This window comes from Citrobacter sp. FP75, assembly GCF_018342065.1.
Lineage (GTDB): Bacteria > Pseudomonadota > Gammaproteobacteria > Enterobacterales > Enterobacteriaceae > Citrobacter.
This window is the reverse complement of record NZ_JAFDOE010000005.1, coordinates 114,997-137,697: the sequence shown is the minus strand read 5'-3', so window position 1 is coordinate 137,697 and position 22,701 is coordinate 114,997. Positions and strand designations below refer to the sequence as shown.

Here is a 22,701-nt window from a genome sequence, read left to right as displayed (position 1 = left end):
AATTTTCAGAAATAACCTCATTATATTTAAGAATATTCTTTAGAATTGTCTGAAATTGAATTTTTAAATATCGTGATTTAAAACGCGACCCACCTTTTCTGCGTTATTGATACGTAACGGCGCGTTACGGTTGTATTATTTTGTTACACGCTTGTGTGGAATTGCCGAATTAACAAACACTTTGCTTCTGTATTGCAGATTTTTCTCGCCTGCCTTGGTCGTACAAGGCGTACAGACCGATTAACTGGTACTGTTATCTCACTGCATATTGTCCTAAAATGCCGCTCGCGTCGCAAACTGACACTTTATATTTTCTTGAGATGATATTGAGTTGTTTTAAACAATGATGAGTTGTTGGATTTTTTTCTTACAAATATTCATGACGTTAATTTGCTTCGCTTGCTGTACGGAATTTGTTCAACGCTGATATTAGCCGTAAACATTGGGTTTTTTGCTCCGCTAAGCGCCGTGACTTGCTTGACAAGGTTTTCCTCCGCTCCGTAAACTCCTTATTAGTGGGATTTTGTGGGGCAAAGTGGTAATCGGGGGTGAGACTGGCATGTTCCGGGGAGCGACGTTAGTTAATCTCGACAGTAAAGGGCGCTTATCTGTGCCTACCCGTTATCGGGATCAACTGCTCGAGAGTGCTACCGGTCAAATGGTTTGCACCATTGACATCCATCACCCGTGCCTGCTGCTTTACCCCCTTCCTGAATGGGAAATTATCGAGCAGAAGCTATCTCGTCTGTCCAGCATGAATCCGGTTGAGCGCCGCGTACAGCGCTTGTTGTTAGGGCATGCCAGCGAATGTCAGATGGATAGCGCGGGTCGATTACTGATAGCACCTGTTCTGCGGCAACATGCAGGTTTAACGAAAGAAGTGATGCTGGTTGGGCAGTTCAACAAATTTGAGCTGTGGGATGAAACGACCTGGTATCAACGGGTCAAGGAAGATATCGACGCTGAGCAGTCTGTTACCGGCGCGCTGTCGGAACGATTGCAGGATTTGTCTCTATAAGATGATGGAAAATTTTAAACATACAACGGTGTTGCTGGATGAGGCCGTAAACGGACTGAATATTCGTCCGGACGGCATATACATTGACGGCACATTTGGTCGCGGTGGTCATTCACGTCTGATTCTCTCGCAGCTTGGCGAAGAGGGGCGTTTGTTGGCTATCGATCGCGATCCGCAGGCTATTGCCGTTGCCAGGACGATTAACGATCCTCGCTTCTCGATTATTCATGGACCTTTCTCTGCGCTGGCTGAGTACGTGAGCGAGCGTGGACTTACCGGCAAGATTGATGGGATTCTCCTCGATCTTGGCGTGTCTTCTCCGCAGCTTGATGATGCGGAACGTGGATTTTCGTTCATGCGTGATGGTCCGCTGGACATGCGCATGGACCCGACGCGCGGTCAGTCAGCCGCCGAGTGGCTGCAAACTGCAGATGAAGCGGATATTGCCTGGGTGATTAAAACCTTTGGCGAAGAACGCTTTGGCAAACGCATTGCCCGCGCCATTGTCGAGCGTAACCGCGTTGAACCAATGACCCGCACCAAAGAACTGGCGGAAGTCATTGCGGCGGCTATGCCGGTAAAAGACAAATTCAAACATCCCGCGACCCGTACCTTCCAGGCGGTGCGCATTTGGGTAAACAGTGAACTGGAGGAGATAGAGCAGGCGCTAAAAAGCTCACTCAGCGTGCTGGCCCCGGGCGGTCGCCTTTCTGTCATCAGTTTCCACTCGCTTGAAGATCGTATTGTGAAGCGCTTTATGCGCGAACAAAGTCGCGGTCCTCAGGTACCAGCGGGGATCCCGATGACTGAAGCGCAGATCAAAAAACTGGGCGGCCGTGAGTTGAGAGCATTAGGCAAGTTGATGCCGGGCGAAGAAGAGGTAGCAGAAAATCCTCGTGCCCGTAGTTCAGTTCTGCGTATTGCAGAGAGGACGAACGCATGATCAGCAGAGTGACAGAAGCCCTCAGCAAAGTTACAGGATCGATAGGAAGCAACGAGCGCCATGCCTTGCCTGGCGTGATCGGTGACGATCTTTTGCGATTCGGGAAGCTGCCACTCTGCCTGTTCATTTGCATTATTTTGACGGCGGTCACCGTTGTGACAACCGCGCACCATACGCGGTTACTGACCGCACAGCGCGAACAGTTAGTTCTGGAACGTGATGCGCTGGATATTGAATGGCGCAACCTGATCCTTGAAGAGAACGCTCTCGGCGACCATAGCCGAGTTGAACGGATCGCAACGGAAAAGCTGCAAATGCAGCATGTGGATCCCTCACAAGAAAATATCGTAGTACAAAAATAAGGATAAACGCGACGCATGAAAGCAGCGGCAAAGACGCACAAACCAAAACGCCAGGAAGAACAAGCCAACTTTATCAGTTGGCGTTTTGCGTTACTGTGCGGCTGTATTTTGCTGGCGCTGTGCTTCCTGCTGGGACGCGTTGCCTGGCTGCAAATTATCGCGCCTGACATGCTGGTGCGTCAGGGCGACATGCGTTCCCTGCGCGTCCAGGAAGTCTCCACGTCGCGCGGCATGATTACCGACCGTTCAGGTCGTCCGCTGGCGGTGAGCGTGCCGGTGAAGGCCATTTGGGCGGATCCGAAAGAAGTGCATGATGCGGGTGGCGTGAGCGTCGGCGAACGCTGGAGGGCGCTGTCGACCGCGTTGAATCTCCCGCTCGACCAACTGGCTTCCCGAATCAATGCCAACCCGAAAGGGCGTTTTATCTACCTGGCACGTCAGGTTAACCCTGACATGGCCGACTACATCAAAAAACTGAAGCTACCGGGGATTCATCTGCGTGAAGAATCCCGCCGTTACTATCCTTCCGGGGAAGTGACCGCTCACCTCATCGGTTTTACCAACGTCGACAGCCAGGGCATTGAAGGTGTAGAGAAGAGTTTCGATAAGTGGCTTACCGGTCAGCCTGGCGAGCGCGTGGTGCGTAAAGACCGCTATGGCCGCGTCATTGAGGATATCTCGTCAACGGACAGTCAGGCGGCGCACAACCTTGCGCTGAGTATTGATGAGCGTTTGCAGGCGCTGGTCTACCGCGAGCTGAACAATGCTGTCGCGTTTAACAAAGCGGAATCAGGCAGCGCCGTGCTGGTGGACGTGAACACCGGCGAAGTGCTGGCGATGGCCAACAGCCCGTCCTACAACCCAAACAATCTCTCCGGTACGCAAAAAGATGTCATGCGTAACCGTACCATCACCGACGTGTTTGAACCGGGATCTACGGTCAAACCGATGGTGGTAATGACGGCACTGCAGCGCGGCGTGGTGCGTGAAAACACCGTGCTGAACACCATTCCCTATCGAATTAATGGTCACGAAATCAAAGACGTGGCGCGTTATAGCGAATTGACCCTGACCGGGGTACTACAGAAGTCGAGTAACGTCGGTGTTTCCAAGCTGGCGTTAGCGATGCCGTCCTCAGCGTTAGTAGACACTTACTCACGTTTTGGGCTGGGAAAAGCGACCAATTTGGGGTTGGTCGGAGAACGCAGTGGCTTATATCCTCAAAAACAACGGTGGTCTGACATAGAGAGGGCCACCTTCTCTTTCGGCTATGGGCTAATGGTAACCCCGTTACAGTTAGCGCGAGTCTACGCAACGATCGGCAGCTATGGCGTTTATCGCCCGCTGTCGATTACCAAAGTTGATCCTCCTGTTCCGGGCGAGCGAATCTTCCCGGAATCTACCGTACGCACTGTGGTGCACATGATGGAAAGCGTGGCGCTGCCTGGTGGTGGCGGCGTGAAGGCGGCGATTAAAGGCTATCGCATCGCCATTAAAACCGGTACGGCGAAAAAAGTAGGACCAGATGGTCGCTACATCAACAAATACATTGCTTATACCGCAGGTGTTGCGCCTGCGAGTCAGCCGCGCTTCGCGCTGGTGGTTGTTATCAACGACCCGCAGGCGGGTAAATACTACGGTGGCGCCGTTTCCGCGCCGGTCTTCGGTGCCATCATGGGCGGCGTACTGCGCACCATGAACATCGAGCCGGATGCGCTGGCAACGGGCGATAAAAGTGAATTTGTGAATAATCAAGGCGAGGCGACAGGTGGCAGATCGTAATTTGCGCGACCTTCTTGCTCCATGGGTGCCGGGTGCACCGGAGCGAGCACTGCGGGAGATGACGCTCGACAGCCGTGTGGCTGCATCGGGCGATCTCTTTGTGGCAGTGGTAGGTCATCAGGCGGACGGGCGTCGATATATCCCGCAGGCGATAGCGCAAGGTGTAGCCGCCATTATTGCAGAGGCAAAAGATGAGGCAACCGACGGTGAAATCCGTGAAATGCACGGCGTACCGGTTATCTATCTGAGCCAGCTTAACGAACGTTTATCTGCACTGGCGGGCCGTTTTTACCACGAGCCCTCTGAAAATATGCGTCTGGTAGGCGTTACCGGCACCAACGGGAAAACCACCACCACCCAACTGCTGGCGCAGTGGGGCCAACTGCTTGGCGAAACCAGCGCCGTGATGGGGACCGTAGGCAATGGCCTGCTGGGCAAAGTGATCCCGACCGAAAATACGACCGGTTCAGCCGTTGACGTTCAGCATGTGCTGGCGGGACTGGTCGAGCAGGGCGCCACGTTAGGCGCGATGGAAGTTTCATCTCACGGTCTGGTTCAACATCGCGTGGCGGCATTGAAGTTTGCTGCGTCGGTATTTACTAACTTAAGCCGTGATCATCTCGACTATCACGGTGATATGGAACATTACGAAGCCGCGAAGTGGCTGCTGTACTCCACGCACCATTGCGGTCAGGCCATCGTCAATGCGGATGATGAAGTCGGTCGCCGCTGGCTGGCAAAATTGCCGGATGCGGTCGCCGTTTCGATGGAAGACCATATCAATCCGAACTGCCACGGTCGTTGGCTGAAAGCGGTTGATGTTAACTATCACGACAGTGGTGCGACGATCCGCTTTACCTCGTCCTGGGGCAACGGTGAAATTGAAAGCCGCCTGATGGGCGCATTCAACGTCAGTAATCTGCTGCTGGCGCTGGCAACGCTGTTAGCGTTGGGGTATCCGTTAGCGGATTTACTGAAAACGGCGGCACGTCTGCAGCCGGTTTGCGGGCGTATGGAAGTGTTCAGCGCACCGGGAAAAACGACGGTGGTGGTGGATTATGCCCACACGCCGGATGCGCTGGAAAAAGCGCTGCAGGCGGCACGTCTGCACTGCACCGGTAAGCTGTGGTGCGTCTTTGGCTGCGGCGGCGATCGCGACAAAGGCAAGCGTCCGCTGATGGGCGCCATCGCCGAAGAGTTCGCCGATATTGTGGTGGTCACTGACGACAACCCACGCACCGAAGAGCCGCGCGCCATTATTAACGACATTCTGGCGGGTATGCTGGATGCCGGGCACGCGAAGGTGATGGAAGGTCGCGCAGAAGCGGTCACCAACGCCATTATGCAGGCGAAAGAAAATGACGTCGTGCTGGTGGCCGGTAAAGGCCACGAAGATTACCAGATCGTCGGCGCGCATCGCCTCGACTATTCTGACCGCGTGACGGCCGCTCGCCTGCTGGGGGTGATCGCATGATTAGCGTAACGCTCAGCCAACTGGCGGAGATCCTCGGTGGTGAACTGAAAGGGGGCGATCTCACTCTCGATGCGGTCACCACCGATACGCGTAAAGTCACGCCGGGCTGCCTGTTTGTGGCGCTGAAAGGTGAACGCTTCGATGCCCACGACTTTGCTGATAAGGCGAAAGAGAGCGGGGCTGGCGCGCTGCTGGTCAGCCGTCCGTTGAATACCGACCTGCCGCAACTGATTGTCAAAGATACGCGTCTGGCGTTTGGTGAGCTGGCGGCGTGGGTTCGCGCCCAGGTTCCGGCCCGCGTGGTGGCGCTGACTGGTTCATCCGGTAAAACGTCCGTTAAAGAGATGACCGCTGCGATCCTCAGCCAGTGCGGGAACACCTTATATACCGCGGGCAATCTGAACAACGACATTGGCGTACCGATGACGCTGCTGCGACTGAATAACGAGTATGACTATGCGGTGATTGAGCTTGGCGCCAATCATCAGGGCGAGATTGCCTGGACCGTCGGGTTGACGCGTCCGGAAGCGGCGCTGGTGAATAACCTTGCGGCCGCTCACCTGGAAGGCTTCGGCTCTCTGGCGGGCGTTGCGAAGGCGAAAGGCGAAATTTTTACCGGCCTGGCGGAAAACGGTATCGCCATTCTGAATGCCGATAACAACGACTGGCTGAACTGGCAGAGCATTATTGGCGATCGCAAAGTCTGGCGCTTCTCGCCAAATGCGGCCAACAGCGACTTTTCTGCCACCAATATTCATGTCACTTCGCACGGCACTGAATTTACGCTGCAAACGCCTACGGGCAGCATCGATGTTCTGCTGCCATTACCGGGTCGTCACAATATTGCCAATGCTCTGGCTGCAACCGCGCTCTCTATGGCGGTTGGTGCGACGCATGAGGCGATTAAAACCGGGCTGAAAGATTTGCAAGCGGTGCCGGGGCGTCTGTTCCCGATCCAGCTTGCAGAAAATCAACTGCTGCTGGATGACTCCTATAACGCCAACGTCGGTTCGATGACCGCTGCGGTACAGGTACTGTCTGAAATGCCGGGCTACCGCGTGCTGGTGGTTGGCGATATGGCAGAACTTGGCGCGGAAAGCGAAGCCTGTCACGTACAGGTGGGTGTTGCTGCGAAGGCGGCGGGTATTGACCGCGTATTGAGTACAGGGAAACTGAGCCAGGCAATAAGTGATGCCAGCGGTGTTGGCGAACATTTTGCGGATAAACCCGCGCTGGTCGCGCATCTTAAGGCACTGATTGCAGAGCATCAGGTTATGACGATTTTAGTGAAGGGTTCACGTAGTGCCGCCATGGAAGAGGTAGTACGCGCATTACAGGAGAATGGGACATGTTAGTTTGGCTGGCCGAACATTTGGTCAAATATTATTCAGGCTTTAACGTCTTTTCCTATCTGACGTTTCGCGCCATCGTCAGCCTGCTGACCGCGCTGTTCATCTCGTTGTGGATGGGCCCGCGTATGATTGCCCGCTTGCAAAAAATGTCATTTGGCCAGGTCGTGCGTAACGACGGTCCGGAATCACACTTCAGTAAACGCGGTACGCCGACCATGGGTGGGATTATGATCCTCACCGCGATTGTCATTTCCGTTCTGCTGTGGGCTTATCCTTCTAACCCGTACGTCTGGTGCGTGCTGGTGGTACTGGTGGGCTACGGTATTATCGGTTTTGTCGATGACTACCGCAAAGTCGTGCGCAAAGACACCAAAGGACTGATCGCCCGCTGGAAATACTTCTGGATGTCGGTGATTGCGTTAGGCGTGGCGTTCGCGCTGTATCTGGTGGGCAAAGATACGCCCGCCACGCAGCTGGTGGTGCCGTTCTTTAAAGACGTCATGCCGCAGTTGGGTCTGTTCTATATTCTGCTGGCCTATTTTGTGATTGTTGGTACCGGCAATGCGGTCAACCTGACCGATGGCCTTGATGGTCTGGCGATTATGCCGACCGTATTCGTTGCTGCTGGCTTTGCGCTGGTGGCGTGGGCGACCGGTAACATGAACTTTGCCAACTATTTGCATATTCCGTATTTACGCCATGCGGGGGAGTTGGTGATCGTCTGTACGGCGATTGTCGGTGCGGGATTAGGTTTCCTGTGGTTTAACACCTATCCGGCGCAGGTCTTTATGGGCGACGTCGGATCGCTGGCGTTGGGCGGCGCGCTGGGCATTATTGCCGTGCTGCTGCGTCAGGAGTTCCTGCTGGTGATCATGGGCGGCGTATTTGTCGTAGAAACGCTGTCGGTCATTCTGCAGGTCGGTTCCTTTAAGCTGCGCGGACAGCGCATCTTCCGTATGGCGCCGATTCACCACCACTATGAACTTAAAGGCTGGCCGGAACCGCGCGTGATCGTGCGCTTCTGGATTATTTCGCTGATGCTGGTGCTGATTGGCCTGGCAACGCTGAAGGTACGTTAATCATGGCTGATTACCAGGGTAAAAAAGTCGTCATTATCGGTCTGGGGTTGACCGGGCTGTCCTGTGTGGATTTCTTTCTCGCGCGTGGCGTGACGCCGCGCGTGATGGACACTCGCGCAACGCCGCCGGGCCTGGATAAATTACCGGAAGCGGTTGAACATCATGTTGGCAGCCTCAATGATGACTGGCTGCTGGCTGCCGATCTCATCGTCGCCAGCCCTGGTATTGCTCTGGCCCATCCTTCGCTGAGCGCCGCCGCCGATGCCGGTATTGAAATTGTTGGCGACATCGAGCTGTTCTGCCGCGAAGCACAGGCACCGATTGTGGCGATTACCGGTTCTAACGGTAAAAGCACAGTCACTACGCTGGTCGGTGAAATGGCAAAAGCGGCCGGGGTGAACGTGGGTGTCGGCGGGAACATTGGTTTGCCTGCGCTGATGCTGCTGGATGCAGAACGTGAGCTGTACGTTCTGGAGCTCTCCAGCTTCCAGTTGGAGACCACGTCAAGCTTACAGGCCGTGGCGGCCACCATTTTGAATGTCACCGAAGACCATATGGACAGGTATCCGTTTGGCTTGCAGCAGTACCGTGCGGCGAAACTGCGCGTCTACGAGAACGCGAAAGTGTGCGTCGTCAACGCTGATGATGCGCTGACGATGCCGATTCGCGGGGCTGATGAACGCTGCGTGAGCTTTGGTATCAATATGGGTGACTATCACCTGAACCGCCAGCAGGGCGAAACCTGGTTGCGGGTGAAAGGTGAAAAAGTGCTCAACGTGAAAGAGATGACGCTTTCCGGTCAGCATAACTATACCAACGCCCTGGCGGCGCTGGCGCTGGCAGATGCCGCGGGTCTGCCGCGGGCGTCAAGCCTGAAAGCGCTAACCACCTTTACCGGCCTGGCACATCGCTTCCAGGTGGTGCTGGACCATAACGGCATTCGTTGGATCAACGATTCAAAAGCGACCAACGTCGGCAGCACCGAAGCGGCGCTGAACGGTCTGCACGTTGATGGCACGCTGCACCTGCTGCTGGGCGGTGACGGGAAATCTGCTGATTTTTCTCCGCTCAGTCGTTATCTGGTCGGCGATCGTATTCGTCTGTACTGCTTTGGTCGCGATGGCGCACAGTTGGCTGCTCTGCGACCAGAGGTTGCTGAGCAAACTGAAACCATGGAGCAGGCAATGCGCCTGCTCGCGCCGCGCGTCAAACCGGGCGATATGGTGCTGCTGTCGCCAGCCTGTGCGAGTCTCGATCAGTTCAAAAACTTTGAGCAGCGTGGCGATGTATTTACCCGCCTGGCGAAGGAGTTGGGTTGATGCGTTTATCTCTCCCTCGTCTGAGACTGCCGCGCTTACCGGGACTGGGTGTCCTGGCGTGGATCTTCGCGGCACTTAAAGGCTGGGTGATGGCGTCGCGCGATAAAGACGCAGACAGCCTGATCATGTACGACCGTATGCTGCTGTGGCTGACGTTTGGTCTGGCGGCTATTGGTTTTGTGATGGTGACATCGGCATCAATGCCCGTTGGGCAGCGTCTGGCAGGCGATCCGTTCCTGTTTGCCAAACGTGATGCGCTGTATATCTTCCTGGCGTTCTGTCTGGCGATGGTCACGCTGCGTCTGCCGATGGAGTTCTGGCAAAAGTACAGCACCACGATGCTGATCGCCTCAATCATCATGTTGCTGATTGTACTGGTGGTCGGTAGTTCGGTTAACGGGGCATCGCGCTGGATTGCGCTAGGACCGCTGCGTATTCAGCCTGCGGAGTTTACCAAGTTGTCGCTGTTCTGCTATCTCGCCAACTACCTGGTACGTAAGGTTGATGAGGTGCGTAATAACCTGCGCGGCTTCTTAAAACCGATGGGCGTGATCCTGGTGCTGGCGGTACTACTGCTGGCGCAGCCTGACCTCGGAACGGTGGTGGTGCTGTTTGTTACCACGCTGGCGATGCTGTTTCTCGCCGGGGCGAAATTATGGCAGTTCATCGCCATCATCGGTATGGGGATCTCAGCAGTGGTGCTGCTGATCCTCGCCGAACCGTATCGTATTCGCCGCGTAACCTCTTTCTGGAATCCCTGGGAAGATCCGTTTGGCAGCGGTTACCAGCTGACACAATCCCTGATGGCCTTCGGTCGCGGTGAGGTTTGGGGTCAGGGCTTAGGTAATTCAGTCCAAAAACTGGAGTATTTGCCGGAAGCACACACCGACTTTATCTTCGCCATTATTGGGGAGGAACTGGGTTATATCGGTGTGGTATTGGCACTTTTAATGGTATTCTTCGTCGCTTTTCGCGCGATGTCGATTGGCCGTAAAGCGCTGGAAATTGACCACCGTTTTTCAGGATTTTTAGCCTGCTCGATCGGGATTTGGTTTAGTTTTCAGGCGTTGGTTAACGTCGGCGCGGCGGCAGGTATGCTGCCAACGAAAGGTCTGACGCTACCGCTGATCAGTTATGGTGGTTCGAGCTTGTTGATCATGTCGACGGCCATCATGTTTTTGTTACGTATTGATTATGAAACGCGTCTGGAAAAAGCCCAGGCGTTTACACGAGGTGCACGATGAGTGGTCAACCGAAGCGGTTAATGGTGATGGCAGGCGGTACCGGCGGACATGTGTTTCCGGGACTGGCAGTTGCGCACCATTTAATGGCCCAGGGCTGGCAGGTTCGTTGGCTGGGCACCGCCGATCGTATGGAAGCGGACTTAGTACCGAAGCATGGCATTGATATTGACTTTATTCGTATCTCCGGTCTGCGTGGCAAAGGCGTTAATGCGCTGCTTGCCGCGCCCGTGCGTATTTTTAATGCCTGGCGTCAGGCCCGCGCCATCATGAAGCAGTTTAAACCTGATGTGGTACTGGGGATGGGCGGCTATGTCTCGGGTCCCGGTGGTCTGGCTGCCTGGTCGTTAGGCATTCCGGTCGTGCTGCACGAGCAGAATGGTATCGCGGGCTTAACCAACAAATGGCTGGCAAAGATTGCCACGACGGTGATGCAGGCCTTTCCTGGTGCTTTCCCGGATGCGGAAGTGGTGGGTAACCCGGTACGTACCGATGTGTTGGCGCTGCCGCTACCTGAAGAGCGCCTGGCTGGACGCGAAGGTCCGATTCGCATGCTGGTGGTCGGGGGATCTCAGGGCGCGCGCGTGCTGAACCAAACGCTGCCGCAGGTTGCCGCAAAGCTTGGTGACGCGGTGACTATCTGGCATCAGAGCGGTAAAGGCGCGCAGCAGACCGTAGAGCAGGCTTACGTTGAGGCTGGACAACCGCAGCATAAGGTCACCGAATTTATCGATGATATGGCCGCAGCCTACGCGTGGGCGGATGTCGTCGTTTGTCGATCTGGCGCGCTAACGGTGAGCGAGATCGCCGCAGCAGGCCTGCCAGCGATTTTCGTGCCGTTCCAGCACAAAGACAGACAGCAGTACTGGAATGCGCTACCGCTGGAAAAAGCGGGCGCCGCCAAAATTTTCGAGCAGCCGCAGTTTACTGTGGATGCCGTCGCCAGCACCCTTTCCGGGTGGTCGCGAGAAACCTTATTAACCATGGCAGAACGTGCTCGCGCTGCATCCATACCGGATTCCACAGAGTGGGTTGCAAATGCAGTGAGCCGGGCTGTCCGGGCGTAATTGTGGCGATGCCTTTTGCATCGCATGAACTGAGAAGTTAATGGCTAAAGAATGAATACACAACAATTGGCAAAACTGCGTTCCATCGTGCCCGAAATGCGTCGCGTTCGGCACATTCACTTTGTCGGCATCGGTGGTGCTGGTATGGGCGGTATTGCCGAAGTTTTGGCCAATGAAGGTTATCAGATCAGCGGTTCTGACTTAGCGCCGAATCCGGTCACGCAGCAGTTGACCAACCTGGGCGCGACAATTTTCTTCAACCATCGCCCGGAAAACGTGCGTGATGCGAGCGTGGTTGTCGTGTCCAGCGCCATTTCTGCGGATAACCCGGAAATTGTTGCGGCGCATGAAGCGCGTATCCCGGTGATCCGCCGTGCAGAGATGCTGGCTGAGTTAATGCGTTTTCGTCACGGTATCGCCATTGCCGGGACGCACGGTAAAACCACAACCACTGCGATGGTCTCCAGCATTTACGCGGAAGCGGGACTGGATCCGACTTTTGTCAACGGCGGACTGGTGAAGGCCGCGGGCGTACATGCGCGCTTAGGCCATAGCCGTTATTTAATTGCGGAAGCGGATGAGAGCGATGCGTCGTTCCTGCATTTGCAGCCGATGGTGGCGATTGTCACCAATATCGAAGCTGACCATATGGATACCTACCAGGGTGACTTCGAAAATTTAAAGCAGACGTTTATTAATTTCCTGCATAACTTGCCGTTTTATGGTCGTGCGGTGATGTGCGTTGACGATCCGGTGATCCGCGAACTTTTACCGCGAGTTGGCCGTCAGACGACAACCTACGGTTTTAGCGATGACGCCGACGTACGTGTTGAAGATTATCAGCAGATTGGCCCGCAGGGGCACTTTACGCTGCTGCGCCAGGGGATGGCCGCTCTGCGTGTGACGTTGAACGCACCGGGCCGTCACAATGCGCTGAACGCGGCGGCGGCGGTAGCGGTAGCGACCGAAGAGGGAATTGAAGACGACGCTATCCTGCGCGCGCTCGAAAGCTTCCAGGGCACCGGGCGCCGTTTTGACTTCCTCGGTGAATTCCCTCTTGAGCCGGTAAACGGTAAAGCAGGTAGCGCCATGCTGGTGGATGACTACGGTCATCACCCTACGGAAGTGGATGCGACCATCAAAGCCGCACGCGCGGGCTGGCCGGACAAAAATTTGGTGATGCTGTTCCAGCCGCATCGCTTCACCCGTACCCGCGATCTGTACGATGACTTTGCTAACGTGCTGACTCAGGTTGACACGCTGCTGATGCTGGATGTGTACGCCGCAGGCGAAGCGCCGATCCCAGGTGCTGACAGTCGCTCGCTGTGCCGTACCATTCGTGGTCGCGGCAAGATTGACCCGATCCTGGTGTCCGATCCAGCCCAGGTGGCAGAAATGTTGGCACCGGTCTTAACCGGCAACGATCTGATTTTGGTGCAGGGTGCTGGAAATATCGGCAAAATCGCGCGTTCCTTAGCTGAAATCAAACTGAAGCCGCAAAACCCGGAGGAAGAACAACATGGCTGATAAAATCGCAGTCCTGTTGGGGGGAACCTCCGCAGAACGAGAAGTGTCGCTGAATTCAGGCGCAGCGGTGCTGGCCGGTTTACGTGAAGGCGGTGTGGATGCGCACCCGGTTGATCCAAAAGAGGTCGATGTCACTCTTCTGAAATCAATGGGGTTTCAGAAGGCGTTTATTGCGCTGCACGGCCGTGGCGGTGAAGATGGTACCTTGCAGGGCATGCTGGAGCAGATTGGCCTGCCCTATACCGGCAGTGGTGTGATGGCTTCCGCTATCTCAATGGACAAACTGCGCAGTAAGTTGCTGTGGCAGGGTGCAGGTTTACCGGTTGCGCCATGGGTGGCGTTGACTCGCGCTGAGTTCGATAAAGGGCTTAGTGATGAAGCGGTTATGCAGATTTCTGCGTTAGGTTTACCGTTGATCGTGAAGCCAAGCCGCGAAGGCTCCAGCGTCGGAATGTCAAAAGTTGAAGAAGAAAATGCTTTGCAGGGTGCATTAGCATTGGCTTTTCAGCATGATGAAGAAGTACTGATTGAGAAATGGCTGAGTGGCCCGGAATTTACCGTTGCGATACTTGGCGAAGAAATTTTACCGTCAATACGTATCCAACCGGCCGGAACCTTCTATGATTATGAGGCGAAGTATCTGTCTGATGAGACACAATATTTCTGTCCTGCTGGTCTGGAAGTTGAACAAGAGGTCGCTTTACAGGCGTTAGTCCTGAAAGCATGGACCGCGCTGGGCTGTAAGGGTTGGGGTCGCATCGACGTCATGCTGGACAGCGATGACCAGTTTTATCTGCTGGAAGCCAATACCTCTCCGGGTATGACCAGCCACAGTCTGGTGCCGATGGCGGCACGTCAGGCGGGCCTGAGCTTCTCGCAGTTGGTGGTACGAATTCTGGAGTTGGCGGACTGATATGTCGCAGGCTGCGCTGAACACGCGAAACGGTGATGATGAAGAAGAACTTCTCTCTTCACGCCGCAACAATGGAACGCGTCTTGCAGGGATCATCTTCCTGCTGACAGTGCTGTGCACCGTGTTTGTGAGCGGCTGGGTAGTGTTGGGATGGATGGAAGATGCGCAGCGCTTGCCGTTGTCAAAACTGGTTTTGACCGGCGAGCGTCACTACACGCGCAACGATGATATTCGTCAGTCCATCCTGGCGCTGGGCGCACCGGGAACCTTTATGACTCAGGATGTCAACATCATCCAGAGCCAGATTGAACGCCTCCCCTGGATTAAACAGGCGAGCGTCAGAAAACAATGGCCTGATGAATTGAAGATTCATCTGGTTGAATATGTGCCCATAGCGCGTTGGAATGATCAACATATGGTAGATGCCGACGGAAATACGTTCAGCATACCGACGGGTCGATCCAATAAGCAGGTATTACCGATGTTGTATGGCCCGGAAGGCAGTGCAAATGAAGTACTGCAAGGGTTCCGCGATATGGGGCAGGTGCTGGCTAAGGATAGATTCACCCTGAAGGAAGCGGCGATGACCGCTCGTCGTTCCTGGCAGTTGACGCTGAATAACGATATTAAGCTGAATCTGGGCAGGGGCGATACGATAAAACGTTTGGCTCGCTTTGTGGAACTCTACCCGGTTTTACAGCAGCAGGCGCAAACCGATGGCAAACGGATTAGCTACGTTGATTTGCGTTATGACTCAGGAGCGGCAGTAGGCTGGGTTCCCTTGCCTCCTGAGGAATCTAATCAGCAACAGAATCAGGCACAGGCAGAACAACAATGATCAAGGCGACGGACAGAAAACTGGTAGTTGGACTGGAGATTGGCACCGCGAAGGTAGCCGCTTTAGTAGGGGAAGTTCTGCCCGACGGTATGGTCAATATCATTGGCGTGGGCAGTTGCCCATCGCGAGGTATGGATAAAGGCGGGGTGAATGATCTTGAGTCAGTGGTGAAGTGCGTACAGCGCGCCATTGACCAGGCTGAACTGATGGCAGATTGCCAGATTTCCTCGGTGTATTTGGCGCTTTCTGGTAAACATATTAGCTGTCAGAATGAAATTGGTATGGTGCCCATTTCCGAAGAGGAAGTGACGCAGGAAGATGTGGAAAACGTGGTACATACGGCGAAATCCGTACGCGTGCGCGATGAACACCGTGTTCTGCATGTCATTCCACAGGAATACGCCATCGACTACCAGGAAGGCATTAAAAATCCGGTAGGGCTTTCCGGCGTACGCATGCAGGCCAAAGTACATCTGATCACCTGCCACAACGACATGGCGAAGAATATTGTTAAAGCCGTTGAACGTTGTGGTCTGAAAGTTGACCAACTCATATTTGCCGGGTTGGCAGCCAGTTATTCTGTGTTGACGGAAGACGAGCGTGAGCTGGGCGTCTGCGTGGTCGATATTGGTGGTGGTACAATGGATATCGCCGTTTATACTGGCGGGGCGTTGCGCCATACCAAAGTGATCCCTTACGCGGGGAATGTGGTAACCAGTGATATTGCGTATGCCTTTGGTACGCCGCCGAGCGATGCCGAAGCCATCAAAGTTCGTCATGGTTGTGCGCTGGGATCTATCGTCGGTAAAGATGAAAGCGTTGAGGTGCCAAGCGTGGGCGGTCGTCCGCCGCGTAGTCTGCAGCGTCAGACCCTGGCAGAGGTAATCGAGCCGCGTTATACCGAACTGCTCAACCTGGTCAACGAAGAGATTTTGCAATTACAGGAACAGCTTCGCCAGCAAGGTGTGAAACATCATCTGGCGGCGGGGATTGTATTAACCGGTGGCGCTGCACAAATTGAAGGCCTTGCGGCCTGCGCTCAGCGCGTGTTCCATACGCAAGTGCGTATTGGCGCACCGCTGAACATTACCGGTCTGACAGATTATGCCCAAGAGCCGTATTATTCAACGGCGGTGGGGTTGCTTCACTACGGGAAAGAATCCCATTTGAGTGGTGAGGCTGAAGTTGAAAAACGTGTAACAGCATCGGTTGGCTCGTGGATCAAACGACTCAACAGCTGGCTGCGAAAAGAGTTTTAATTTTTATGAGACCGGCGACAATTACGGTCTCAGGCGACAGGCACAACGGAGAGAGAAACTATGTTTGAACCTATGGAACTGACCAACGACGCGGTGATTAAAGTCATCGGCGTCGGTGGCGGCGGCGGTAATGCCGTTGAACACATGGTGCGCGAGCGCATCGAAGGTGTTGAATTCTTCGCGGTGAATACCGACGCTCAGGCGTTGCGTAAAACGGCGGTTGGACAGACCATTCAGATTGGTAGCGGCATTACCAAAGGTCTGGGCGCGGGTGCAAACCCGGAAGTCGGTCGCAATGCGGCTGATGAAGATCGTGAAGCTCTGCGTGCAGCGCTTGACGGCGCAGACATGGTGTTCATCGCAGCAGGCATGGGCGGCGGTACCGGTACAGGTGCGGCGCCTGTTGTGGCTGAAGTAGCAAAAGATTTAGGTATTCTGACCGTTGCTGTCGTGACTAAGCCTTTCAACTTTGAAGGCAAGAAGCGTATGGCATTCGCGGAGCAGGGTATCACCGAGCTGTCCAAACATGTGGACTCTCTGATCACTATCCCGAACGACAAACTGCTGAAAGTCCTGGGCCGCGGTATTTCCCTGCTGGACGCGTTTGGCGCAGCGAACGACGTGCTGAAAGGCGCGGTTCAGGGTATCGCAGAGCTTATCACTCGTCCGGGTCTGATGAACGTCGACTTTGCAGACGTGCGCACCGTGATGTCCGAAATGGGCTATGCGATGATGGGCTCTGGCGTGGCGAGCGGTGAAGACCGTGCAGAAGAAGCGGCTGAAATGGCTATATCTTCTCCGCTGCTGGAAGACATCGATCTGTCTGGCGCACGCGGCGTGCTGGTCAACATCACTGCGGGCTTCGACCTGCGTCTGGATGAGTTCGAAACTGTGGGTAACACTATTCGTGCATTTGCATCGGATAACGCGACCGTGGTTATCGGTACCTCTCTGGACCCGGATATGAACGACGAACTGCGCGTCACCGTAGTTGCCACCGGAATTGGTATGGACAAGCGTCCGGAAATCACTCTGGTGACCAACAAGCAGGTACAGCAGCCGGTAATGGATCGTTACCAGCAGCACGGTATGGCGCCGTTGACGCAAGAGCAGAAACCGGTAGCAAAAGTGGTAAACGACAATACGCCGCAGACCACCAAAGAGCCGGATTATCTGGACATCCCTGCATTCCTGCGTAAGCAAGCTGATTAAGAATTAGCTGGAATTTGGGAATTGTGCCTCTTTGTGCTAAACTGGCCCACCGAATGTATAGTACACTTCGGTTGGATAGGTAATTTGGCGAGATTATACGATGATCAAACAAAGGACTCTTAAACGTATCGTTCAGGCGACTGGCGTCGGTTTGCATACCGGCAAAAAAGTCACCCTGACATTACGCCCTGCGCCGGCCAACACCGGGGTCATCTATCGTCGCACCGACTTGAATCCTCCGGTAGATTTCCCGGCCGATGCCAAATCTGTGCGTGATACCATGCTCTGTACGTGTCTGGTCAATGAGCATGATGTACGGATTTCAACCGTTGAGCACCTTAATGCTGCTCTGGCGGGCTTAGGCATCGATAACATCGTTATTGAGGTTAATGCCCCGGAAATCCCGATCATGGATGGCAGTGCTGCTCCGTTCGTTTACCTGCTGCTTGATGCAGGTATTGAAGAACTGAACAGCGCCAAAAAATTTGTACGCATCAAAGAGACCGTTCGTGTCGAAGATGGCGACAAGTGGGCTGAATTCAAACCGTTCAATGGTTTTTCGTTGGATTTCACCATCGACTTTAACCATCCAGCGATTGATGCCAGCACCCAGCGCTATGCGATGAACTTCTCTGCGGATGCGTTTATGCGCCAGATTAGCCGTGCGCGTACTTTCGGCTTCATGCGTGATATCGAATATCTGCAGTCCCGTGGCCTGGCCCTGGGCGGTAGCTTCGATTGTGCCATCGTTGTTGACGATTATCGCGTACTGAACGAAGACGGCTTGCGTTTTGAAGATGAATTCGTTCGTCACAAAATGCTCGACGCGATTGGTGACTTGTTCATGTGTGGTCACAATATTATTGGTGCATTCACCGCGTATAAATCCGGTCATGCATTGAATAATAAATTGTTGCAGGCTGTCCTGGCAAAACAGGAAGCTTGGGAATTTGTGACCTTCCAGGACGATGCAGAACTGCCGTTGGCGTTCAAAGCACCTTCGACCGTACTGGCGTAACGACACTCGCTGTCGAATAAATTCGACTGGTAAATCTGGCACTCTCTCCGGCCAGGTGAGCCAGTCGTTTTTTTTATGCACGGATTAAAACAGCTTCTCTCAACGCAAAATTTTCTCTACTGCTAGATTAAAATAGTGTGCGATCGCTGCTTTCTTAAGCATATTTGCCCATGGCGGGTTGTCATTACTGCTGTGGTGCGGCTGCTTTAATGATAAGATTTGTGCGCAAAAAATGGTTTTGCATTCGTAAACCCAAAAGTAGGGTATATCAGGTGGCAAAAACGTGAGTGGAATACTGACGCGCTGGCGACAGTTAGGCAGACGGTACTTCTGGCCGCATCTCTTATTGGGGATGGTTGCGGCGAGTTTTGGCCTGCCCGCAATCGGTAATGCCGCTGAACCGAATACCCCCGCGAAAGCGACCGCCAGCAGCCACGATCAATCAGCTAAGGTAAACTTTAGCCAACTGGCATTGCTGGAGGCGACCAATCGTCGCCCGAATTTTACCGTCGATTACTGGCATCAGCATGCTATTCGTACGGTAATCCGTCATCTTTCCTTTGCTATGGCTCCCCAGGCGCTACCCGTTGCCGAAGAGCCGTTGCCGATTCAGGCGCATCATCTTGCTTTACTGAATACGCTCAACGCGATGCTGACGCAGGAAGGCAGACCGCCTGCGACCGTCAGTCGTGTGACGTATGCACATTTTACCTCTCAAGCCGCGTTTAGCGTTCCTGTCTGGATAAGCCAGCTGCAGGGGATCCGCGCCGGTCCTCAACGCCTCAGCTAAAAAAAGAACCTTCCAACTATAATTTTTGACTCCGCACTGCGGGGCGTTTGAGATTTTATTATGCTAATCAAATTATTAACGAAAGTATTCGGTAGCCGTAACGAACGTACGCTGCGTCGTATGCGCAAAGTGGTCAATGTCATCAATGCTATGGAACCGGAGATGGAAAAACTCTCCGATGACGAACTGAAGGCGAAGACCGCTGAGTTCCGTGCGCGTCTGGAAAAAGGCGCGACCGTTGAGAGCCTGATCCCTGAAGCGTTCGCGGTGGTACGTGAAGCGAGTAAACGTGTTTTTGGCATGCGCCACTTCGACGTGCAGCTGCTGGGCGGTATGGTACTCAACGAGCGTTGCATCGCAGAAATGCGTACCGGTGAAGGTAAAACCCTGACCGCAACGCTGCCTGCGTACCTGAACGCATTAAGCGGCAAAGGCGTACACGTGGTCACCGTCAACGACTATCTGGCACAGCGTGACGCCGAAAATAACCGCCCGCTGTTCGAATTCCTCGGTATGACCGTGGGTATCAACATGTCTGGCTTGCCGGCACCTGCTAAGCGTGAAGCCTATGCCGCCGATATCACCTACGGTACCAACAACGAATACGGTTTTGACTACCTGCGTGACAACATGGCGTTTAGTCCGGAAGAGCGCGTCCAGCGTAAACTGCACTACGCGCTGGTCGATGAAGTCGACTCCATCCTGATCGATGAAGCGCGTACGCCGCTGATTATTTCCGGCCCGGCTGAAGACAGCTCGGAAATGTATAAGAAAGTGAACAAAATCATCCCGCACCTGGTGCGTCAGGAAAAAGAAGATTCTGACTCCTTCCAGGGCGAAGGCCACTTCTCCGTTGATGAAAAAGCGCGTCAGGTGAACCTGACCGAACGTGGCCTGGTGCTGATTGAAGAACTGCTAGTAAACGAAGGCATTATGGATGAAGGTGAGTCGCTGTACTCTCCGGGCAACATTATGCTGATGCATCACGTGACCGCCGCACTGCGCGCGCACGTGCTGTTCACCCGTGATGTCGATTACATTGTGAAAGACGGCGAAGTTATTATCGTCGACGAACACACCGGACGTACCATGCAGGGGCGTCGCTGGTCCGATGGTCTGCACCAGGCCGTTGAAGCAAAAGAAGGCGTGGATATCCAGAACGAAAACCAAACGCTGGCATCTATCACCTTCCAGAACTACTTCCGTTTGTACGAAAAACTGGCCGGTATGACCGGTACAGCAGATACCGAAGCGTTTGAGTTCAGCTCTATCTACAAACTGGATACCGTAGTCGTCCCGACCAACCGTCCGATGATCCGTAAGGATTTGCCGGATCTGGTGTACATGACCGAAGCGGAAAAAATTCAGGCGATCATCGAAGATATTAAAGAGCGTACCGCTAACGGTCAGCCGGTGCTGGTGGGGACTATCTCCATTGAAAAATCTGAAGTGGTCTCTAACGAACTGACCAAAGCAGGTATTAAGCACAACGTTCTGAACGCCAAATTCCACGCTAACGAAGCGGCGATCGTCGCGCAGGCGGGCTATCCGTCAGCCGTGACCATCGCAACTAACATGGCAGGTCGTGGTACGGATATCGTGCTGGGGGGGAGCTGGCAGGCAGAAGTTGCCGAGTTGGAAAACCCGACAGAAGAACAAATCGCGCAGATTAAAGCCGACTGGCAGGTGCGTCACGACGCGGTATTAGCCTCCGGTGGTTTACACATCATTGGTACCGAACGTCACGAATCTCGTCGTATCGATAACCAGCTGCGTGGTCGTTCCGGTCGTCAGGGTGATGCGGGTTCTTCTCGTTTCTATCTGTCGATGGAAGATGCGTTGATGCGTATTTTTGCCTCTGACCGTGTGTCGGGCATGATGCGTAAACTGGGTATGAAGCCGGGCGAAGCGATCGAACATCCGTGGGTGACTAAAGCGATTGCCAACGCGCAGCGTAAAGTAGAAAGCCGTAACTTCGATATTCGTAAACAGTTGCTGGAATACGATGATGTTGCCAACGATCAGCGTCGCGCAATCTACAGTCAGCGTAACGAACTGCTGGACGTCTCTGATGTCAGCGAAACCATCAACAGCATCCGCGAGGATGTCTTCAAAGCGACTATTGATGCCTACATTCCGCCTCAGTCGCTGGAAGAAATGTGGGATATTCCGGGCCTGCAGGAACGTTTGAAAAACGACTTCGATCTCGAAATGCCGATTTCAGAGTGGCTGGACAAAGAACCTGAGCTGCATGAAGAGACGCTGCGTGAGCGTATTCTGGCGAACGCCATTGAAGTGTACCAGCGTAAAGAAGAAGTTGTGGGTGCAGAAATGATGCGCCACTTTGAAAAAGGCGTGATGCTGCAAACTCTCGACTCCCTGTGGAAAGAGCATCTGGCGGCGATGGATTACCTGCGTCAGGGTATTCACCTGCGTGGTTATGCGCAGAAAGATCCGAAGCAGGAATACAAACGCGAGTCCTTCTCTATGTTTGCTTCGATGCTGGAATCACTGAAATATGAAGTGATCAGCACCCTGAGCAAAGTTCAGGTGCGTATGCCTGAAGAAGTCGAAGCAATGGAGCAGCAGCGTCGCGAAGAAGCTGAGCGTTTAGCGCAGATGCAGCAATTGAGCCATAAAGATGACGAATCTGCCGTGGCAGAAGAGTTGGCCGCACAGACCGGCGATCGTAAAGTGGGTCGTAACGATCCGTGCCCTTGCGGTTCCGGTAAAAAATACAAACAGTGTCATGGCCGTCTGAGCTAAAAAATAACTTACTGAAAAGGCGCAGAATTCTGCGCCTTTTTTATGGACTATAAAAATGAAAATACTGCAAATCGCCGTTGGGATTATTCGTAACCAGCAGAACGAGATTTTTATTACTCAGCGCGCTGCGGATGCCCATATGGCGAATAAACTGGAATTCCCCGGAGGCAAAATTGAAGCAGGCGAAACCCCTGAGCAGGCGCTGGTTCGGGAGTTACAGGAAGAGGTGGGGATTACGCCAATTCACAGTACTCTGTTCGAAAAGCTGGAATATCAGTTTCCGGACCGACACATCACACTGTGGTTCTGGCTGGTTGAAAGCTGGGAAGGTGAACCATGGGGAAAAGAGGGGCAACCCGCACACTGGATTGCACAGAGCGCGCTAAATGTTGACGATTTTCCGCCAGCCAATGAACCGGTGATCAAAAAGCTGATTGCTGGCTAATGACGTTCGTAGGCCTGATAAGCGTAGCGGTATCAGGCGAAACAGCATGAAAATGCCGGATGCGGCGTAGCCCTATCCGGCCTACCATTTTTGTCGAATTACTTTTGCTCTTCGCTCCAGTCATCACTTTCTGACAGATCGCCGGAGCTGGGGATACGCTTCTCTTCTGCGGCCCACTCGCCCAAATCGATTAACTGGCAGCGTTTACAGCAAAATGGGCGAAACGGACTTACTTCTCCCCAGACGACGGGCTTACCACAGGTTGGGCAGTTGACGATGGTTTGTTCAGACATATT

20 protein-coding genes are annotated in these 22,701 nt (G+C 53.9%); 19 read left to right on the top strand and 1 reads right to left on the bottom strand.

The genetic code is table 11. The annotated features are described in order from the left end of the window. The first annotated feature begins 559 nt into the window (after window positions 1-559). From mraZ to mutT, 19 genes are all read left to right on the top strand, one after another. Complete coding sequence (mraZ, locus tag JQ822_RS17475) at window positions 560-1,018, top strand: division/cell wall cluster transcriptional repressor MraZ (protein ID WP_135323165.1); 459 nt, start codon at window positions 560-562, stop codon at window positions 1,016-1,018. 1 nt (window position 1,019) lies between these two features. Continuing rightward, complete coding sequence (gene rsmH, locus JQ822_RS17470) at window positions 1,020-1,961, top strand: 16S rRNA (cytosine(1402)-N(4))-methyltransferase RsmH (RefSeq protein ID WP_213134516.1); 942 nt, start codon at window positions 1,020-1,022, stop codon at window positions 1,959-1,961. Further along, window positions 1,958-2,323: a cell division protein FtsL gene (gene ftsL, locus JQ822_RS17465; RefSeq protein ID WP_213134515.1), complete on the top strand. Its 366-nt coding sequence runs from the start codon at window positions 1,958-1,960 to the stop codon at window positions 2,321-2,323. Before rsmH ends, ftsL begins: the two co-directional genes overlap by 4 nt. A 15-nt stretch (window positions 2,324-2,338) precedes the next feature. After that, entirely contained in the window at window positions 2,339-4,105 is a 1,767-nt protein-coding gene (gene ftsI / locus JQ822_RS17460) for a peptidoglycan glycosyltransferase FtsI (protein WP_135323163.1), read from the top strand. Continuing rightward, complete coding sequence (gene murE / locus JQ822_RS17455; RefSeq protein ID WP_213134514.1) at window positions 4,092-5,579, top strand: UDP-N-acetylmuramoyl-L-alanyl-D-glutamate--2,6-diaminopimelate ligase; 1,488 nt, start codon at window positions 4,092-4,094, stop codon at window positions 5,577-5,579. The genes ftsI and murE overlap by 14 nt, the downstream gene beginning before the upstream one ends. Further along, window positions 5,576-6,934 carry a UDP-N-acetylmuramoyl-tripeptide--D-alanyl-D-alanine ligase gene (gene murF, locus JQ822_RS17450; RefSeq protein ID WP_213134513.1) on the top strand — a complete coding sequence of 453 codons (1,359 nt, stop codon included), beginning with the start codon at window positions 5,576-5,578 and terminating at the stop codon, window positions 6,932-6,934. Before murE ends, murF begins: the two co-directional genes overlap by 4 nt. Beyond that, window positions 6,928-8,010, top strand: a complete 1,083-nt coding sequence (gene mraY / locus JQ822_RS17445) for a phospho-N-acetylmuramoyl-pentapeptide-transferase (protein WP_213134512.1) — start codon at window positions 6,928-6,930, stop codon at window positions 8,008-8,010. Before murF ends, mraY begins: the two co-directional genes overlap by 7 nt. Window positions 8,011-8,012: 2 nt before the next feature. Beyond that, window positions 8,013-9,329 (top strand): UDP-N-acetylmuramoyl-L-alanine--D-glutamate ligase, encoded by a 1,317-nt coding sequence (gene murD, locus JQ822_RS17440; protein WP_213134511.1) that lies wholly within the window; start codon window positions 8,013-8,015, stop codon window positions 9,327-9,329. Beyond that, window positions 9,329-10,573: a cell division protein FtsW gene (gene ftsW, locus JQ822_RS17435; RefSeq protein ID WP_135323158.1), complete on the top strand. Its 1,245-nt coding sequence runs from the start codon at window positions 9,329-9,331 to the stop codon at window positions 10,571-10,573. The genes murD and ftsW overlap by 1 nt, the downstream gene beginning before the upstream one ends. Beyond that, a complete protein-coding gene (murG, locus tag JQ822_RS17430; protein WP_213134510.1) occupies window positions 10,570-11,637 on the top strand; it encodes an undecaprenyldiphospho-muramoylpentapeptide beta-N-acetylglucosaminyltransferase in 1,068 nt (355 codons plus the stop codon). The genes ftsW and murG overlap by 4 nt, the downstream gene beginning before the upstream one ends. Before the next feature lie 51 nt (window positions 11,638-11,688). Beyond that, window positions 11,689-13,164 (top strand): UDP-N-acetylmuramate--L-alanine ligase, encoded by a 1,476-nt coding sequence (gene murC, locus JQ822_RS17425; RefSeq protein WP_213134509.1) that lies wholly within the window; start codon window positions 11,689-11,691, stop codon window positions 13,162-13,164. Continuing rightward, on the top strand, window positions 13,157-14,077 hold the full coding sequence (locus JQ822_RS17420) for a D-alanine--D-alanine ligase (RefSeq protein ID WP_213134508.1): 921 nt from the start codon (window positions 13,157-13,159) through the stop codon (window positions 14,075-14,077). The genes murC and JQ822_RS17420 overlap by 8 nt, the downstream gene beginning before the upstream one ends. 1 nt (window position 14,078) lies before the next feature. Continuing rightward, window positions 14,079-14,915, top strand: coding sequence for a cell division protein FtsQ (ftsQ, locus tag JQ822_RS17415; protein WP_213134507.1), 837 nt, complete (start codon window positions 14,079-14,081; stop codon window positions 14,913-14,915). After that, entirely contained in the window at window positions 14,912-16,174 is a 1,263-nt protein-coding gene (gene ftsA, locus JQ822_RS17410) for a cell division protein FtsA (RefSeq protein ID WP_003018755.1), read from the top strand. Before ftsQ ends, ftsA begins: the two co-directional genes overlap by 4 nt. Window positions 16,175-16,234: 60 nt before the next feature. Next, entirely contained in the window at window positions 16,235-17,386 is a 1,152-nt protein-coding gene (ftsZ, locus tag JQ822_RS17405) for a cell division protein FtsZ (RefSeq protein WP_003018753.1), read from the top strand. A gap of 100 nt (window positions 17,387-17,486) precedes the next feature. Continuing rightward, window positions 17,487-18,404, top strand: coding sequence for a UDP-3-O-acyl-N-acetylglucosamine deacetylase (gene lpxC, locus JQ822_RS17400; RefSeq protein WP_135323153.1), 918 nt, complete (start codon window positions 17,487-17,489; stop codon window positions 18,402-18,404). A gap of 283 nt (window positions 18,405-18,687) precedes the next feature. Beyond that, window positions 18,688-19,194 carry a secA translation cis-regulator SecM gene (gene secM / locus JQ822_RS17395; protein ID WP_213134506.1) on the top strand — a complete coding sequence of 169 codons (507 nt, stop codon included), beginning with the start codon at window positions 18,688-18,690 and terminating at the stop codon, window positions 19,192-19,194. A gap of 60 nt (window positions 19,195-19,254) precedes the next feature. Then, the gene (secA, locus tag JQ822_RS17390; RefSeq protein ID WP_213134505.1) at window positions 19,255-21,960 is read left to right on the top strand and encodes a preprotein translocase subunit SecA; all 2,706 of its coding nucleotides are present in this window, start codon (window positions 19,255-19,257) and stop codon (window positions 21,958-21,960) included. A gap of 55 nt (window positions 21,961-22,015) precedes the next feature. Continuing rightward, window positions 22,016-22,405, top strand: coding sequence for an 8-oxo-dGTP diphosphatase MutT (gene mutT, locus JQ822_RS17385; protein ID WP_213134504.1), 390 nt, complete (start codon window positions 22,016-22,018; stop codon window positions 22,403-22,405). A 98-nt stretch (window positions 22,406-22,503) separates the two neighbouring features. Here mutT and yacG read toward each other — a convergent pair whose 3' ends face one another. Next, window positions 22,504-22,698: a DNA gyrase inhibitor YacG gene (gene yacG, locus JQ822_RS17380; RefSeq protein WP_181637211.1), complete on the bottom strand. Its 195-nt coding sequence runs from the start codon at window positions 22,696-22,698 to the stop codon at window positions 22,504-22,506. Between the last annotated feature and the right edge of the window lie 3 nt (window positions 22,699-22,701).